This is a genomic window from Paenibacillus sp. BR1-192 (genome assembly GCF_029542445.1).
GTDB classification, from domain to species: domain Bacteria; phylum Bacillota; class Bacilli; order Paenibacillales; family Paenibacillaceae; genus Paenibacillus_AQ; species Paenibacillus_AQ lautus_A.
In genome coordinates, this window is sequence record NZ_CP120718.1 from 666362 (window position 1) to 684047 (window position 17686).

The window sequence follows — 17686 nt, forward strand, 5'->3', positions numbered from 1 at the left end:
GATTTTCCAGGGCTCTTGTTTTTGTATGGGCCGGCGCATTGAAGCTCCAGTGCCTTTTATCTTGCAGCCGTTACCTCTCCAAATCCGCTGATGGCGTATTCCTTGCCGTTCACGTTCAGGACGGCGGGCGTATCCGTTTCGTTCACGATGAGGGTTTCATGGCCTTTGACGTTAACCTTCAGGCGGGATCCGCGGAACATCACCTTGAAGGAGAAGGAGGACCAATGCCCCGGAATGAACGGGTTCAGATGCAATACGCCGTCCTTCACGCGCAGGCCGCCGAAGCCATGCACAACCGACATCCAGGTTCCCGCCATGCTGGTCGTATGACAGCCGTCCTCGGTATCGTTGTTGTAGTTGTCCAGATCCAGGCGGGCTGTACGAAGGTACATCTCGTACGCCTTTTCCTGGTACCCGAGCTCGCACGCGAGAATGGAGTGTACGCATGGCGAGAGGGAGGACTCGTGTACCGTGAACGGTTCATAGAAGTCGAAGTTGCGTTTTTTCGTAGCCAGGTCGTACCGGTCGCCAAGGAAGAACAATCCTTGCAGCACGTCGGCCTGCTTGATGTACACCGAACGCAGAATGCGGTCCCAGGACCAGTTCTGGTTCAGCGGCAGGTGGGCAGGGTCCAATTCCTTCACCGGAACCAGCTCCTTGTTAAGGAAACCGTCCTGCTGCAGGAAGACGCCGAGTTCCTCGTCTACCGGGTAGTACATTTTGCTGATGATATCCTGCCATTTGGCCGTTTCGGCATCCTGCAGGGCAAGCTTCGCCGTAAGCTCGGCATAGCGGGAATTCTCACTCTCTTTCAAATACTCCAGCACGTCGAGCGTGTATTCCATCGTCCAGCTGGCAATGCGGTTGGTATACCAATTGTTGTTGACGTTGTTCTCGTACTCGTTCGGGCCGGTGACGCCCAGCATCATATACTGGTCCTTCGCCGGCACGTAATTCACGCGCTCCTCCCAGAAACGGGAGATTTCCACGAGCACTTCCAGACCGTATTGGCCGAGGTAAGAGAAGTCGCCGGTATAATTGACATAGTTATAGATGGCATAGGCAATCGCGCCGTTACGGTGGATTTCTTCAAACGTAATCTCCCACTCGTTATGGCATTCCTCGCCGTTCATCGTCACCATAGGATAGAGCGCCCCTTTGGTGAAGCCGAGCTTTCTGGCATTTTCCTTCGCCTTTTCCAAGTGCTTATAACGATAGATCAGCAGGTTGCGCGAGATGCTGGCATCGGCGGTGCTCAGATAGAACGGCAGGCAATAAGCCTCGGTATCCCAGTAGGTGCTGCCGCCGTATTTTTCCCCGGTAAAGCCCTTAGGCCCGATGTTCAGGCGGTCGTCTTCGCCGCTGTAGGTTTGGTTCAGCTGAAAAATGTTAAAGCGGATCGCTTGCTGGGCCGCCACATCGCCTTCGATGACGATATCGCTTTCCTTCCATTTGTCGCCCCAGGCATCTGCCTGCTCCTTCAGCAGCTGTTCAAATCCGGTCTCCACCGCCGGTTCCAGCACGGCACGCGCAGCATCCACCAACTCGCCGAATCCATGATTACGGGAAGTGACGTTGGCCACGTATTTATAGATGGTGACGGCTTCGCCTTCGGATACGGGGACGCTTACGCGGTTCGCGGCATATTTCTCTTTCTCGATCAGCTCGGCTTGAAGATCCAGCTTCGCCCCGTTCTTAACAAGGTAATAAGACATAACGGAGGTAACATGGAAATCGAGCTTTTTGGTTTTTACGGTCAATGCGGCCGAGCCTTGCGCGGCTTCCTTGAATACCTCCAGCCAGAACTTCTCGTCATAGTTGGAGTCTTTGTTCTTCACATCGCCATCGAGATAAGGCGTAACCGTAAGCTCTCCAGCGAAATTAAGCGGCGTTACGGCATATCGGATGGCACCGATCTCGTGGCGTACAATGCTGACAAAGCGAACCGCCTCGATCTGGAGCTCCTTGCCGTCTTCCATGACAGCGGTGAAGCGGCGGGAGAGGAAGCCTTCCTTCATATTCAGCTCGCGCACAAAATCCTTCACCGTGCATTTGGCCAAATCCAGCGGCGTGCCGTCGATTTCAATGCCGATGCCGATCCAGTTGGTGCTGTTCAGCACTTTGGCGAAGTATTCAGGATAACCGTTCTTCCACCAGCCTACGCGTGTTTTATCCGGATAATACACCCCGGCCATGTAACTGCCCTGCAGGGAGGAACCGCTATAGGACTCCTCAAAGTTGGCGCGTTGGCCCATGAATCCGTTACCGATACTGAAGATACTCTCTGAAATTTCATGCGTGTGAGGATCAAAGCCCTCTTCAATAATTGACCATTCATCAAGCTTTAAATATTGTTTCACAATCATCGGCTCCTTTAGGTTTAGGAAAAATGGTTGCATATCTATATGGGATGATGCTGCTGAATGCTGTAAACGCATGTGCTCACACGCTTATAACTCCAGCAGTCGGTCCACCGTTAACTCTTCCAGGGAAGGAAGGACGAGGTTGGCGCGCCCCAAGGTTTCGGGCGAACCGATGCCGACGCTGCGCATTCCCGCGCGGATGGCGGCTTCGATTCCGGCCTCGGCATCCTCGAATACGACGCAGGCGTCAGGGTCGGCGCCAAGCTCGCGAGCTCCCAGCGTAAATACCTCGGGATCCGGCTTTGCTTGGCTGGTCTTCGTTCCATCGATGATGGCGTCGAAGTAAGGCGTCAGGCCGGTATTGTTCAGGATCAGCATCGCGTTCTTGCTGGCGGAGCCCAGCGCAACCTTGATGCCGCGGTCTTTCAAGGCTTGGATAAATTCGAGGGCTCCAGGCAAAATCTCGGTTTCGTCCATATTGGAAATATACTCGACGTACCAAGCATTCTTCTTCTCGGCCAGCGCCAGCTTCGCGTCTTCATCCAGCGATACTCCGCCAACCTCAAGCAGAATATCGAGGGAAGCCATGCGGCTTACTCCCTTCAGGCGTTCGTTGTCCTGCTCCGTGAATTCAAAGCCGAGCTCTCCGGCAAGACGCTTCCAGGCAATGTAGTGATACTTGGCGGTATCCACGAGCACACCGTCCAGATCGAATAAACAAGCGGATAGGGTTGACATGATCATCCTCCTTAAGGAATTAGTGCAAACGTTTGAACCAAGCTGCAAAAATAAAGGAAGCACCAGGATGCTTCTTTATTTTGAAGTACTTCTTGCTATGCTCCGCAAATTCGTCGACACTCAAGATTTCGGCGGCGAAAACATCGAGGATTCGCGGATCATCAATCGATGCGGAATAATATAGCGGTGCGGCAGGATCGTGTTGTCATCGTTGCGAATCGTCTGGATCAACGCCTGCGAGGCGGTATAACCCAGATTATAGATGCCGATGTCAACGCTGCTCAGCGGCGGGGTCGATAGTTCGGTCAATGAGATGTTGTTGAAACTGATGATCGATACGTCCTGGGGAACTTTATACCCCAGCTCGTGCAGTCCGCGAACCACGCCGAAAGAGACAATGTCGTCGACAATGACAAGCGCCGTCGGCCGTTCGGGCAGGTTCATGAAAAAGGACATGGCTCGATAGCCGCTCTCCTGCAGGAACTCGCCTTCGACAATCCATTCTTTTCTCATTTCAAGGCCTGCATCGGCGAGTGCCTTTCCGTAGCCCTTCATCCGGTCCTGGGATACGATCAGATTTGGCGGCCCGCTGACAAAACCGATCCGCTGATGCCCAAGCGAGATCAAATGCTTGGTTGCATCATAGGCCGCCTGCACATTATCGGTATCGACCGATAACAGGTCAGGATATTTCTCGCTCCGGCCGACAAGCACGAACGGGTAGTTGTTCGATTTCAGAAAATCAACGACCTGGTCGTCCTGCCTGGAGTAAAGCAAGATGGCGCCGTCGACGCGGCGGCCGTTAAGAAGGCGGGATACGGCTTCGACTTCCTCTTTCTCGTTGCCGCCCGAACTGAGAACGACATCGTATCCGGAACGGTTCGCTTGGGTGACGATACCGCGGATCAGCTCCATGAAGAATAAGTTGAGGAACAATTCCTCCGCGGGTTTCGGCAGAATGACGCATATGCTTTCTGTCGTTTTGGAAACAAGGCTCTTGGCCATAATATTGGGATGGTAGCCCATTTCCTCCATGATCTCTTTCACCTTGCGCGAGGTTTCGCGGCTGATTCTTGGATGGTTGGAAAGCACCCGAGAGACGGTGGAGGGGGATACGCCCGCTCGTTTTGCGACATCTTTTATCGTTACTGACATAATAGGACCTCCAGTGGAACCGTTTGCGTTTTTTTGAAAATAAGAAAGCGACTACTGGAGTCTCCCTTATTTCACAAGAGTAACTTTCCGCTGTTCGCCGACCGTTCCTCTTTATTAAATTGTGGGTCTGTCAGGCCCTGTGTATACGTGGATACCTATTGATCTAAAGGCATATTGATCCGGTATGTTAAACGGTTTCACACTGCTATATTAACGTTAATCGATAGGCTTGTAAATACGTATCCAAGTCAGTCCAACGCAATTATTTCACAAATGCATCAAAAAAGAAGCAAGGATTAGAAAACGGAAGGAAGGCCGGTATTATGGCCAGAAAAAACCGGAAAACAACTTAAAATGGCATTGTGCAAACGATTTAACAAAACGAAAGTGTGGGTTATGATAGAGTGGGATCAAAAACAGGCCGTTATCAACCGGCGAAGATGGAATTAAAGCCAGACCCTATTATGAAACCGTTTTATTGGAAATTTATAGTGTTTTTTAATTCAAACGTTTGCGCTTTCTGATTATACATGAAGATACTTTAGATTACATAAGCGGAATGACTCGATGAATATCAGCTGCGTGAGCGAACAGGGGGAAACAGCGTGATACGAAATACATGGGGAAGACGCAGGGCTCTGCCGATATGGCTTACGGCCTTTGCGCTTACGGGAAGCCTGCTTGCAGGCTGCAGCGGCACCGCGGTTGCGCCACAAGAGGAAGCGAAGCCGCCGGCGGCTTCGGAATTGAAACAGCCGGATACGAAAGCGCCTGCGCCAGAAGGGAAAACGGAGGTGGATGAGCAGCCTTCCGACGTCTATTATGAAATTTTCGTGCGTTCATTCTATGATTCCGATGGGGATGGGATCGGTGACTTGCAAGGGATCACTGAGAAGCTGGATTATTTGAATGACGGAAATCCGGAAACCTCGGAGGATCTTGGCGTGACGGGGATTTGGCTGATGCCGATCCATCCTTCGCCGAGCTATCACGGCTATGATGTGACCGACTACCGTTCCATTCACCCGGATTACGGGACGCTGGATGACTTTAAGGCGCTGCTTGCCGAAGCGGATAAGCGCGGGATCAAGATCATTATGGATCTGGTGGTCAACCACACGAGCACGGAGCATGCTTGGTTTCAGCAGGCTGCGAAAGACAAGGCCTCGGGCACCCGCGATTGGTACATCTGGGCCGAGGATCAAGGGAAAACGCCTTCCGGATCCAGCGCGGCGGGAAGCGGCTCCCCTTGGCATGAGATGAACGGGGCGCATTACATGGGCACGTTCTGGGGCGGGATGCCGGATCTGAACTTCGATAATCCGAAGGTCCGCGAGGAGATGAAGGATATCGGGAAGTTCTGGCTGGAGCTGGGCGTCGACGGCTTCCGGATCGATGCAGCCAAGCATATTTACGAGGATCTGATGTCCGATAAGGGCGAGGCGACCACGGCCAAGAATACGGCTTGGTGGCAGGAATTCCGAGCCAGCATGAATGAAGTGAACCCGGAGGCTTATATCGTCGGGGAGATTTGGGATAATTCCGCTGCGGTCATCGCGCCGTATTTGGAGAATGCATTCGATTCCGGATTCAACTTCGGCTTGGGCGAGAGCATCGTCGGTGCCGCCATGAACGAGAAGGATAACAACCTGGCCTTCACCCTGGAGCGGACATATGGCTTGTTCAGCCAGGTATCGGACGGCAAGTTTACGGATGCTGCCTTCCTGACGAATCATGACATGAACCGTGTCATGTCCCAGCTGAAGGATGACGTGAACCACGCCAAGATGGCTGCCGGCATCCTGCTGACGATGCCGGGAAATCCGTTTATCTATTACGGCGAAGAGATCGGGATGAAGGGAGCGAAGCCGGACGAGCAAATCCGGGAGCCGATGATCTGGTCCAATACGGGCAGCGATAAGGGACAGACGAACTGGGAGCCGCTTACGCATAACCGCGGCGATCAGGTCCAAGGCGTAGAGCAGCAGACCGGAGACGAGGATTCCCTGCTGTTCCGCTATCGCACGCTGATCCGGTGGCGGAATGAGATGCCTGTCCTGAACAGCGGCACGATTGAATCTTATGCGTCAGAGAACCAGCAAGTGATGGCCTATATCCGCCGGACAAACGAGAGCGGGGCCTTAGTGGTTCATAACCTTTCAGGCACGGAGCAGACCGTGGACCTGGCATCCAAGAACGGATCTGCGGATTTCCGGTCATTGGCGAGAACCACCGACGACAGCGCGGCATGGGACGGCAGCAGTTTAACACTGCCGCCTTATACGACCGTTATTTTGGAATAGGCTGCGATCCTGCCTTATCCAGCAAAACACAACAAGACCCCGAGCCCCTGGAAGGAGGCGTGCTCGGGGTCTTGTTTGACATCCAAGCCCTTAGGCTACTCAGAGGACTAAGCCCGAAACTGCCGCAAATAATTGGCCGTCACGGAATGCGGGCTCTCCAGAAGCTCCGCCGGATTGCCGGAGAACAGGATATTCCCGAGGGAGTACGGCCAGGTTAGCAAATCGGATGCATGAACATCGGGGATCCCATGTTACAATGACAAAAGATGAATTTACGGCATACATAAAAGCTTGCAAGGGCCTTTTTTTGACTTAAAGGCTATAGAATAACCCCTCATGGGGAGATACGAATGTTCGTACGGAAAGGAAGATTTACCATGAGCGCATGCATTCTATATATTGAGGATGACCGGGAGATCGGCGGATGGGTCAGCGAATTTCTCAGGGACAAGGGATACGAGGTGCGGTGGCTGCTGAGCGGAGAACAGGCCGTACAGGAAGCGGCTCCGTGCGCGGTCGTTGTTCTGGACGTCATGCTTCCGGGGCTGGACGGCTTTACGGTCGGGCAGCGTCTCAAAAAGGCCTATCCCGGACTGCCCATCCTGATGCTGTCGGCGCGAACCTCCATTGACGATAAGCTGCAGGGGCTTGAGTTCGCCGACGATTACCTGACAAAACCTTTTCACCCGGACGAGCTGGCTGCCCGTCTCGAGGTGCTTCTGCGACGGTCTGTCGTGAAATCCGCGGAGCCCATCCGAGTGAAGCACTTATCGGTATATGAAGACGAGAATCGGATCGTGAACGAGGATACCGGCGAGGAGACGCTGCTGACCGGCAAACAGCATCAAATCTTTATGTATCTGCTCCAGCACCAGGGGCGTGTCATGACCAAGGAGCAAATATACGAGTCGGTCTGGGGAGAAACATATATCGAAGGGGACAAGACGCTGATGGTCCACATCCGGTATCTCCGGGAGAAGCTCGAGCGGGACCCCGCCAACCCGGAGATTATTGAGACCGTTCGCGGGCTTGGCTACCGGGTGAGAGCATGAGATGGAAAAGGAAGAAGGGAAGGTTCCGCAATTCGCTGACCAACCGGTATTTGCTGCTGATTTTGATGGCCATGATTTTCATGCCGATCATGTTTCCGTTAGCGTCGATTTTTTACTGGTTCGTGAACGATACCTTCTCGGATCGGCCGCCGGCCCCAGCCGGGAAATATACCAGCGGTGCCGCGTTAGAGAGAATGTGGCACGAGGAAGCAGCCGGATTAAGCGGAGCTTCGCCGGAGGCCATTGAGCAGAAGCTGAATTCGATACGGCAGGAGTATCCGGAGATCTCCATGTTCTGGGTGGATGGCGGCAATAAGACCAGGCTGCAGCTGCCGGTGCAGCCTAACCTGCCCGAGGTATGGAGCGCGCCCTATACCGTGCAATTTATGAAAAACTCCCTGGATAGCGACCCGTTCACCTCCGTGGCTTTTATCGGGGGAGAGGGATCGGGAGAAGGCTTCATGGTCATGCAGCTGCCGAGAAAATACCTTAATGTCCAGCAGCCAATTGCGAGCGAAACGGCGCTGTACGGGCTGTTCACGGCGTCGATGTCCGGCCTGTTCATTCTGGTCTCCTGGCTGTTCTTCGTGCGTATACGCAAGCGGCTGCTGCGGCTTCGTTCGGCCATGACGTCGTCCCATGCGACGACGGGCATACCGCAGCCGGTTACGTTAACCAAGTATGACGAGATTGGACAGCTGGAAGAGGGCTATAACGATATGGTCATCCAGTTGGAAGAGGGGCAGCGCCGCCAGCGCGAGGAAGAAGAGCTGCGCAAATCCCTGATCGCCAATCTGTCCCATGATCTCAGAACCCCGCTGACGGTGATTCGAAGCCATATTTTCTCCATGGAAAGGGAGCCGCTGAGCCCGAAGGGGAAAGAATCGCTGTCACTCATTGAATCGAAAATCGCCGATTTGGGCGGCCTGATCGACAATCTGCTGTCCTACAACTTGCTGACCAGCGGCAGAGTGCAGCTGAACATGGAATCTGCAGACGTGCTGCGAATCGTCAAGGAAAGCGCCGCAGCCTGGTATCCGGTATGGGAGAAGGCGGGAATCGAGCCTGACATCCAGGTGCGAGACGAGCCGCTCCACTGGAACGTAGACGTGCTGTGGTTCCGGAGGCTCCTCGATAATCTGTTCCAAAATGTCGCTCGCCACGCCCGATCCGGGCAGTACATCGGCATTCATACCGAGGAGAGGGAAGGACTTGAGGGCGTCCTCGTCATTTCGGACCATGGGCCGGGGATCGAAAGCGATTCCGGCAACAAAGGCACGGGCATCGGCCTGGCCATCGTGGACCACTTGACCAGGGAGATGGGGCTGGAAAGCCATGTGGAAAGCTCGGAGGAGGGAACGAGGATCCGCATCTGGAAGCGTTGAGCAATCAAGCGCTGGGCTATCAAGCATTCCATCAGGGGTGCTGAGGCCTTGGTTGAATAGATAAAAAGAGGAGCCGGCACGATTATCGGTTCCTCTTTTTTTTGCTGCCAATAACAGAAAAAGACGCCCTATAAGGCGTCTTCGTACCATTGCTTTTCGCTCGAGTTTCACGAGCTCGTCAGTGAACTGGGTTCATAAGCAAGGCAGGCTACAGCTGCTAGACTCAAAGAGAGATCCATTCTGAAATCAAGGCGAACGAAAACATGCATATTCATGGTTAACCACGCTCCAATCGTAACGGTGAATCGATCGATGAGAGAGAAAAGTGATCGGCATGCCATCATCAGCGTCAGGTAGCCCCCCTGTACGGACGCCATAAGCGTTTCGGCAAATTAATTATATCATATACGGACACTTGTTAAAACGTTGGATAGGCTGCCCGCTTTTTTAAAGAAAATTTAAACTTGGGGCCGACCGGCATTTAACCTTGGACATGTAGGATGTATACCTGAGGTGATGAACGTGACGGAACTCGTCATTCAAACAAAAGGCTTATATAAAATATACAAAAAGCGCGCAGCGGTCGTGGATTTGAACCTGGAGATCGCACGCGGCGACATTTATGGCTTCCTTGGACCGAACGGCGCCGGGAAAACAACGACCATCCGCATGCTGCTCGGACTCATTCAACCGACGCGTGGCGCGATTCATTTGTTCGGCAAGGATTTAAAGAGCGAAAAAATGGACATTTTGCGCCGGACCGGATCGCTCGTGGAGTACCCATCGTATTACGGCCACTTGACGGCCGTAGAGAATCTGGAAGCGATCCGCCGGATTACCGGCGGCCCGAAATCCCGCATCGCGGAAGTGCTGGAGATCGTCTCCTTGACGAAGGAGGCCAAGCGCCCGGTTAAGGGATACTCGCTTGGGATGAAGCAGCGTCTTGGCATCGCGGCCGCCCTGCTGAACAATCCGGAGCTGCTCATTCTGGATGAGCCGACCAACGGCCTGGATCCGTCCGGCATCCATGAAATCCGGGAGCTGATCAAGAATATGCCGCGCCAATACGGCATTACCGTGCTGGTATCCAGTCACCTGCTGGGCGAGGTCGAGCTGATGGCGGACAAAGTCGGCATTATCCGCGAAGGAAGGATGGTGTTCCAGGATACGATCGACAATCTGGTATCCACGGCGTCCAGCGGTTTCCGCTTATCGGTATCCGAGCCAGAGGCAGCGCTTGGACTAGCCCTAGACTTAGGCTGCGAAGGCGTCCTGCGGAACCAGATGCTGGAGCTGGAGAGCATGCAGGATGCCAAAATCGCGCTGCTCGTGAAGCGCCTGGTGGAGAACCAGCATGCGGTATACCGGGTGGAAGAGCAGCGGAGGTCGCTGGAGGATATCTTCATGCAGATCGTAGGGGAGGGAAGCCGGGTATGATGTTCCGTGCGCTTTCCGCCGATTGGCTGAAGATCCGGGGCAAAGGCATCTGGTTTCTCGCTGCGCTCGGTCCCGTCGGGCTGGCAGCGATGCAAGGGCTGAACTTCGGACTTCGATACGATTACCTGATGAAATCCTACGCGGCGGATCCTTGGGGCGGGCTGCTGGAGAACGTGCTCTTCTTTGTGCCGATTGCCCTGTTCCTCGGGATCACGCTGGTCTGCTCGCTGATGGCCAACGTGGAGCATCAGCTGAGCTCGTGGAAGCAGCTGCTGGCACTGCCTATATCCAGAACGGCGGTATTCAGTGCCAAGTTCGTGCAGGCCTTCCTGATTCTCTGCGTATCCTGTTTCCTTCTGTCGATCAGCACCGCCGTACTCGGCATCATACTGGGGATGGGGGCAGATCAAATGCCGTATGTCGATCTGCTGCGCATTGGCTTTGTGCAGTTATTCGCGGCGCTTCCCATGCTGGCCTTTCAGCTGTGGACGTCTTTGACGCTTAAGAACCAGGGGATCGCGGTCGGGATCGGGATTACCGCTTCGGTCGTGTCGATGTTCGCCCTGCAGTTTCCTGATTGGATGCCGCTAAAATGGCCGCTGCTGGCTTACATGGGGCCGGGAGAAGCCCGCGTCATCGGAGCGGGTTTACTGCTGGGCGCGGTGATCGCATGCGCTGGCCTGATTCATTTTAACCGAAAGGATGTGGACTAAGATGGCATCCTATCTAAGAGCGGTGTCCGCAGAGTGGCTTAAGCTGTCGAAATCGAAGCTGTGGCCGCAAATCTTCCTGTGCGCGGTCCTGGTCATGCTGCTAGGCATATTAAACGGAAAGCCTGAGGAGCTGGCGCCTTGGGAATATCTGATCAGCATTATGATCATTCTGCATGCCATGCTGCTGCTCCCGATTCTGACGGGGATATTCAGTGCCATGGTATGCCGGTATGAGCATTCGGGCGGGGGATGGAAACAGCTGCTCGTCCTGCCGGTTTCACGCGGCGCCGTCTATTTTGCGAAATTCTCGGTGGTAGCCATGCTGCTGGCCGTCGTCCAGTTACTGTTCATGGGCGCCGTGCTGGGAGCCGGTTTGATCCACAAGGTGGCTGCTCCGATTCCGTGGGAAATGCTGCTGCGCTGCTTGCTTGGCGGTTGGGTTGCCTGCTTGCCGCTTGCCGCGCTGCAGCTTGGAGTCTCAACGGCCTGGAGCAGCTTTGCCGCTCCGCTGGCATTGAACGTCGTTTTCACCATACCGAACATGCTGGTAGCCAACTCGCAGACGTATGCCCCTTACTATCCGTGGACGCAGCCGTTTCTGGCGATGATGCCCGCGGGTCAAGCCGATTTCGGTGCATTCAACCTGCCGTTCGAAAGCCTCATGACCGTCGTGGCGGGAGGGTTTCTACTGTTCTTTCTCGCGGGCTTCGTCTATTTTCAGCGGAAAGAAGTATAACTCTTCAGAATTGGATTTCAAAGCTGGCTTGGTTTTATGAAAAAGAGCTGCCCTCAGGCCCTTACGGCCTGTTGGAGCAGCTCTTTTTATATATTTCTATGTGTAACGAACCCTTGGTTTTGCTATTGAGGCAAATCCACCCACACATAAGGGGTGTCAGCCGCCTTCAATCCATACTCGATAATCGTGATGACGGCGACCGTTTCTGCCGGGTTGACGGCAGGCTCGCCCGTTTCGAAGAAATTCACCAGATTCTCGATGAACAAGGCGAAGAAATTCGAATTCGCGGTGACCTGCTTGAAGCCCCCGTCGCCATTCTTTATCCCCAAGGTAAAAGGACAATTATCCCCAAGATGATTCACGGTAGCTTGCTGTCCGTTCCCGAAATCGATCAGCAGGGCAGGGGAGTCAGGCGTTCCGATATACATCACCCGCTTCGGGCTGGTCCCCATCAGGCTGACGATCGGCTCGATCTGATGAATCGAATAATTGGCGAAGGCGCCCGGCCCCCAGCTGCTGATCGTTTGGATGTCGCTTCGGTCCAGCTCCGTGTATTCGCTGGCAAAACGCAGGGCGGACGTCGAATACATCGGCGTTCCGTGCTTTGTTGCCAGATCGAACAGGCGGATGGCCGTTTCGCGGTCAGGCGCGAACGTCTTATCGATATAGGTCGGCTTGCCGGATTGCAGCGGCAGCTGGGACAGCTCCTCATGGAATTCCGGATTATCCGGGGACAGCACGATCAGGTAATCGCTGCGCTCCACCACCTCTTCGATCGTGGGCAGCAGCTCAATTCCAAACTCCTTGCTCCAGGCAGCGTTCGTGAGCCCGTTCTCTTTGTCTCTCTTGCCGTAGGCGTACATGACCTTCATGGCATGTTCCGATGCCTGCTCAATCCACCCGGGATATTTGTTCGCGTGGAACTGGTCCAAATGCAGGTCGATGAATCCGATTTTTTTCATGATAAAAGGGCCTCCCTGGCGTTCGAACTATAGGTTATAGGCTGTTCTGGGCAACGGGCTGCAGCGAAACCTCCGCGCCTTGGTCGGACGAGTCGTAAATCGCCTGGATGATCTGGGAGGAGAGGATGACTGTATCGATATGCGAAGGCTGTTTCTCCCCGGTTTGAATGCAGCGGATGAATCCGTCGATCTCATTCTGGAACATGCTGCCGAGATTGAATTTCGGCGTGGTTTCGATCAATGCGCCGTCCTCCGTGGTGTAGAAGGTGAAGTCCGCGCCGTATTTCAGCCGGATGCCGCCTTTGTCGCCGAGGAAGTCGATGAACATTTCTTCGGCGCCGATATTTTGCGCCCATGCGCCGTTCAGGGAAATGGTCGGGCCTTCCGTGCGGACGAGGGCCGTGACAAAATCGTCGACGTCATACGTGCCGTCATATTTCGGCGGACCTGCCCACATTTTGAGGAAGGTGTAATTCTCCATGTCTTTGCCCAGCTTGCAATAAGCCTGACCGGAGACGGTCTTCGGCTTCGGATCGCCCGTACAGTACATCACGACATCGAGGAAGTGAACGCCCCAATCGATCAGCGCGCCGCCGCCGGCAATGGCTTTGGTCGTGAAGGCGCCGCCGAGACCCGGGATCGAGCGGTGGGAACGGAAGCTGGCATAAACGTGATACAGCTCGCCAAGATCGCCGTTTTGGATCATTTTTCTGATTCTGTTTACGCTTTCATTGTAACGGTTGACCACCCCGATATTGAGCGTTTTGCCCGTTTCGTGCTGAACCTTCTGCATCTCCAGCGCTTCCGCGTAGGTGCGGGCTGCCGGTTTTTCGCATAATACATGCTTTCCTGCCCGCAAGCAATCGATGGCGATGGAAGCATGAACGTCATTCGGCGTACAGATCGATACCGCGTCGACCTCAGGGTCGTTCAGGATCTGGTTGTAATCTTCGATGGCTTGGCCGCATTCGTATTTGGCGACGGCGGCATCGGCCCGGTCCTTCAAGATATCGCAGAAATATTTGATCTCGGCATCTTCGTTGGCCATGTAGGCGGGGATATGGGCACTGTTCGCAATCGTGCCGCAGCCAATCACGGCAATTGTAATTTTGTTCATCGGTTCTCCTCCAAAATCGTGGATTGATGATGCAGTGATGACATGAGCCTGTCGCTTGATTCTTCGTTATTGCTTGCCCCGAGTATAGCATGTGCGCGATCGCTTCGATTTCACTATCGTGTTTATTTATTGGATTATCGTACCGAGGCGCTAGTCCACGGTTTTAAAAGCGTTCTTTTTATAATAAGCGGGGGTCGTTCCCGTGTATTTTTTGAAAATGCGGCAGAAGTAGGGAAGCTCGTTAAACCCGACCTTGAAGCACACGTCGGTTACCGTCAGCTCGGGCTCCGTCAGCAGCCGCATCGCCATTCGTATCCGGTAGTTGGCCAAGTACTGGCTGAAGGTCCAGCCTGTCACTTCCTTGAAACGTCGGCAAAAGCTCGTCCGGGACATCATCGTCCGCGCGCAGAGATCCTCCAGCCACAGGGGCTGATCGAAGTGGTCGTGGATATATTGAACGGATTCCAATATGGGCTCCCGATACGGGGCGCTGCCCGCGGTTACCGATATATGCTTGCTTTGCTCGGCATGCTCGCGGTTCACGATCGCCAGCAGCTTCAGCAGATTGGCCTTCAGCAGAATATCGAAGAAGGGGCCCCGGCCTCCGAACTCGTTCAGCATTTCGGTCAGGAGTTCCTTAACGACTAGGTCACTGCCGCCGGTCAAGGTGATTTTGAGCGGGACGCGGTCTTCGGTCGTGACAAAAGGCTTGATGAAGGAAAGGTCGAACAGCTGCGGCTCGTCCGGCATTCCCTCCAATTGTTCGTTAATGAAGGCCGGCATGAATTCGCACCCGAGCACCTCCAGTTCTTTCCCGGGGACCATCTCCACGCGATGGACGCTGTAAGGAGGGAGCACGAATATATTGCCCTGGACCATCCGGTATTTTTGGCCATAGAGCGTATGGATGAATTCGCCTTTGCTGACATACCAGATTTGAAGATAGTCATGCATATGATCGGATAAACTCCCGAACTTCTCGGTAATGCGGTACATTTTGCAGGGCAGGCCATTCGCCATCTCCAGCTCCGACGTAAAGTAGGCGATTCCTCTTCGGGTGCATTCGGCGATATCCGGTTCCAGCCAGTGAATAGCCATCGTTTCTTTCCTCCTCGTACGTTTCGATCCTGTTATTCATAGCATAACTGATTAAGGACATGAAGGAAGAGAAAAATCGAAAAAGTTACTGTAATTCATGGGGGCGGGGACGTGATCGATATCATGAGGAAGTCCAATCATGATCAGGGTCCGCAGGATTCGCTCCGCATGATTTACCGATGATCAAGCAGCCGCGTTTAATGCCATGAGATACAAGATGAAGAAAAGGCGACCATCTTTTGGTAACAAATGGGCATTGTCATACGTCTGAATGGTAGAGGTGATGTTGCGATGGGGATCATGAGGGAATATAAGCTGGCGAATAGGGGAACGGTCTTGCTATGGGTGATGGTTTTGACGATGCTGCTGACAGGCTGCGGTCTCGGTAAGGATGGGGATGTGAAGAGGTCTTCCGAAACAGGGGAACGAGCCATAACTTCAGGAATGGAGGAGGATAGCCAACTCCAAGATTATGTAACGATCCACCGCGGTCAGGGGTTCGGTAAAGTCAGTTCGGGTATTTTCGGAACGCTGGATAGCGTGAAGGACGTTGAGGTGTTCGATGAAGCCATCCGGACAGCGGTGAGGATGCAGGGAATCATGGATGTAAGAGAACCGGATTATGATGCGGTGATTCACCTTGACGGGGAGAGCACATCCATTCATCTATGGCTAGAACCCGACAGTAAACGTGGAATGTTTACCTATATAACGGATACCGGCACAGGATATACGTTGACCGAGCAGTTGACAGCCCAGCTCACGGAATTGATCGATCAATTGCGATATACGCCTGAGCAGGCCAAGAAGAATGGGGAGGTTGTATTTAGTTTAGATGGGTTGATTGCCAACCGGGAGGCATGGGATCAATTCGTGAAGCAAGTGGAGGAGAAGCACCCAGCTTCTGTACAGCTGACGCTGTATACAATAGAGGGCAGCCCCATTTTTCATGATTTGGAGCATGGTTACCAAGGCGAGTTCATCCGGCATCGGCTCGATACTACGCATGACCCGCTGGGGAAGCCGGTAAAATCCGTCGAATTCTGCAAGGAGCTGGTAGCGGAGCAGACGGAACAGGGAATCGAATACCGACTGAACGGGTGCGGTGAGGGGCGTGACCAAGAGAGCGATACTTTCCACATGCTGTTTCCTGTAGAAGAGGCAATTCATAATAGATAAAGATCAGCATCCCTTTCGTGTGCCATAATAATCGTTTCGTGCAGCAAAGAGCCGAGGTATCCTAAAGATACAGGAAACCTCGGCTCTTTTGGCGTTACGGGCAAAACTCCTTCAGCATCTGCTCCTTCACTTCTTCAATGGGGAAGTGCAGGGGATAGGTGGATATCATCAACATGATGCCCTGAAGGGTAGAAGAAAAGTACAAGGAGCGCTTGCGCGGCTCGGGTACTCCGAGACTTTCGAATATGCGGCATTGAATCTCAAATTGCCGTGCAGCCTCTTCCACAAGACGCTTGCTGTAGGGAAACAGCTCTTGATCCGCTTCGGGCTGTGTTTGAAGATGCAAGTAAAACCGGAATACCTCCGGCTGCTGATAGACGTTGTCGATGGCTTGCTCCAAAATATATTTCAGCTGATCCGCTGGTGCTTGGAGTGAAGCGGAATTCTCCATAACTTCGGCAACGCTTGCGATTCGCTCCTCGACCATAGCGGCAAGAAGTCCTTCCTTGCCTGAAAAGTAATTATAGAGCAGCCCTTTGGATGTACCGGCTTTCTTGGCTACATCGCTAATGGAAGTGGCATGGTACCCCTGATGGATAAACAAATCCATGGCAGTTTCCAAAATCTTCTCTTTTGCCATCTGGCGTATGCGTTCGTTCTCGATGGGTGAGCGTGGCATAAATCTTCATTCCTTTACGAATGGGGTGATATGAAGGGATAACTCCTCCGGATGCGTTAGCGTGACCATGTGATCCGCTCCCGCGATGGTGGCAAATCGAATGCCCGGAACCCTTCGAAATTGTTCTCCTACCTGCTGGTTATCGGTCAGTTCATGATCTCCTATGATGAACAGCGTTCTGGCCGAGATATCCTGTAGTCGATCCATCGCCGGCGGCTCCGGCCAAACCGAGTCAAAGGTGGACCAGGTAAACGTCCGCTCGAAATGGTGGCGAAGCATTTGGACCATCAGCTCCCGCTCGGCGCGGTTCCTTGTAATTTCATAAGAAGGCGGCTCAATGCACAGCTCGATCATTTTCTCGATATCAGGGGCAGCGGCGCTTACCCCGAGCATGTAGGTTTGCATTTCCTCAGAATAAGGGAAACCGGACAGGGCGGGCGCTATGACAATCAGTTCCGATACCCTTTCAGGATAATGGATCGCGAACTCCGTGGCAATCCGGCCGCCCATAGAATGACCGACAATCGCAGCTTGCGGAATATCCAGATGATCAAGAAGAGATAACAAGTCTTCAACATAATTCGGCGGCTGAGCGGGAGAGGGAGAGCGTCCGGCTCCGCGACCGTCAAAGGCAATGACGCAAAAATGCTCCGCTAAAAGAGGGACAAGATAACTCCAGTCCCGCAGATCGGCTCCACCGCTGTGAACAAGGACGATAGGCTTACCGTTTCCATGAACTTCATAGTGCAGATCCAATAGAATACCTCCA

Annotated in this window: 15 protein-coding genes; 7 read left to right on the plus strand and 8 right to left on the minus strand. The window is 53.5% G+C overall.

Translation table 11 applies throughout. From position 1 onward, the window contains the following. Positions 1 to 56 precede the first annotated feature (56 nt). The 3 genes from P0X86_RS02915 to P0X86_RS02925 all read right to left on the minus strand — a co-directional run bounded on the left by P0X86_RS02915 (position 57) and on the right by P0X86_RS02925 (position 4256). The gene (locus tag P0X86_RS02915; RefSeq protein ID WP_277747740.1) at positions 57 to 2360 is read right to left on the minus strand and encodes a glycoside hydrolase family 65 protein; all 2304 of its coding nucleotides are present in this window, start codon (positions 2358 to 2360) and stop codon (positions 57 to 59) included. Positions 2361 to 2450: 90 nt separating this feature from the next. After that, positions 2451 to 3101, minus strand: a complete 651-nt coding sequence (gene pgmB, locus P0X86_RS02920) for a beta-phosphoglucomutase (RefSeq protein WP_277747741.1) — start codon at positions 3099 to 3101, stop codon at positions 2451 to 2453. 120 nt (positions 3102 to 3221) lie between these two features. Then, positions 3222 to 4256, minus strand: coding sequence for a LacI family DNA-binding transcriptional regulator (locus tag P0X86_RS02925; RefSeq protein ID WP_009593335.1), 1035 nt, complete (start codon positions 4254 to 4256; stop codon positions 3222 to 3224). A 605-nt stretch (positions 4257 to 4861) separates the two neighbouring features. On the opposite strand from P0X86_RS02925, the gene P0X86_RS02930 reads away from it, so the two are divergent. The 6 genes from P0X86_RS02930 to P0X86_RS02955 all read left to right on the plus strand — a co-directional run bounded on the left by P0X86_RS02930 (position 4862) and on the right by P0X86_RS02955 (position 11882). Beyond that, positions 4862 to 6559 carry an alpha-amylase family glycosyl hydrolase gene (locus P0X86_RS02930; protein ID WP_277747742.1) on the plus strand — a complete coding sequence of 566 codons (1698 nt, stop codon included), beginning with the start codon at positions 4862 to 4864 and terminating at the stop codon, positions 6557 to 6559. A 377-nt stretch (positions 6560 to 6936) separates the two neighbouring features. Further along, entirely contained in the window at positions 6937 to 7611 is a 675-nt protein-coding gene (locus P0X86_RS02935; protein ID WP_277747743.1) for a response regulator transcription factor, read from the plus strand. Next, positions 7608 to 8996 carry a sensor histidine kinase gene (locus tag P0X86_RS02940; protein WP_096774659.1) on the plus strand — a complete coding sequence of 463 codons (1389 nt, stop codon included), beginning with the start codon at positions 7608 to 7610 and terminating at the stop codon, positions 8994 to 8996. Before P0X86_RS02935 ends, P0X86_RS02940 begins: the two co-directional genes overlap by 4 nt. Positions 8997 to 9512: 516 nt before the next feature. Next, a complete protein-coding gene (locus P0X86_RS02945) occupies positions 9513 to 10433 on the plus strand; it encodes an ABC transporter ATP-binding protein (protein ID WP_375121402.1) in 921 nt (306 codons plus the stop codon). After that, a complete protein-coding gene (locus P0X86_RS02950; protein WP_192569853.1) occupies positions 10430 to 11146 on the plus strand; it encodes an ABC transporter permease in 717 nt (238 codons plus the stop codon). Before P0X86_RS02945 ends, P0X86_RS02950 begins: the two co-directional genes overlap by 4 nt. A 1-nt stretch (position 11147) precedes the next feature. After that, the gene (locus P0X86_RS02955) at positions 11148 to 11882 is read left to right on the plus strand and encodes an ABC transporter permease (RefSeq protein ID WP_277747744.1); all 735 of its coding nucleotides are present in this window, start codon (positions 11148 to 11150) and stop codon (positions 11880 to 11882) included. Between the two features lie 122 nt (positions 11883 to 12004). On the opposite strand, the gene P0X86_RS02960 is transcribed toward P0X86_RS02955, so the two are convergent. From P0X86_RS02960 to P0X86_RS02970, 3 genes are all read right to left on the minus strand, one after another. After that, positions 12005 to 12844, minus strand: coding sequence for a Gfo/Idh/MocA family protein (locus P0X86_RS02960; protein WP_277747745.1), 840 nt, complete (start codon positions 12842 to 12844; stop codon positions 12005 to 12007). A 34-nt stretch (positions 12845 to 12878) separates the two neighbouring features. Next, a complete protein-coding gene (locus tag P0X86_RS02965; RefSeq protein WP_009591335.1) occupies positions 12879 to 13961 on the minus strand; it encodes a Gfo/Idh/MocA family protein in 1083 nt (360 codons plus the stop codon). 150 nt (positions 13962 to 14111) lie between these two features. Then, a complete protein-coding gene (locus P0X86_RS02970) occupies positions 14112 to 15059 on the minus strand; it encodes an AraC family transcriptional regulator (protein ID WP_277747746.1) in 948 nt (315 codons plus the stop codon). Positions 15060 to 15350: 291 nt separating this feature from the next. On the opposite strand from P0X86_RS02970, the gene P0X86_RS02975 reads away from it, so the two are divergent. Next, the gene (locus P0X86_RS02975) at positions 15351 to 16238 is read left to right on the plus strand and encodes a YhfM domain-containing protein (RefSeq protein ID WP_277747747.1); all 888 of its coding nucleotides are present in this window, start codon (positions 15351 to 15353) and stop codon (positions 16236 to 16238) included. A 94-nt stretch (positions 16239 to 16332) separates the two neighbouring features. Here P0X86_RS02975 and P0X86_RS02980 read toward each other — a convergent pair whose 3' ends face one another. Together P0X86_RS02980 and P0X86_RS02985 are read right to left on the minus strand one after the other, a co-directional pair. Beyond that, positions 16333 to 16917, minus strand: a complete 585-nt coding sequence (locus P0X86_RS02980; protein ID WP_192569851.1) for a TetR/AcrR family transcriptional regulator — start codon at positions 16915 to 16917, stop codon at positions 16333 to 16335. Positions 16918 to 16923: 6 nt separating this feature from the next. Further along, on the minus strand, positions 16924 to 17673 hold the full coding sequence (locus tag P0X86_RS02985) for an alpha/beta fold hydrolase (protein ID WP_213580118.1): 750 nt from the start codon (positions 17671 to 17673) through the stop codon (positions 16924 to 16926). Between the last annotated feature and the right edge of the window lie 13 nt (positions 17674 to 17686).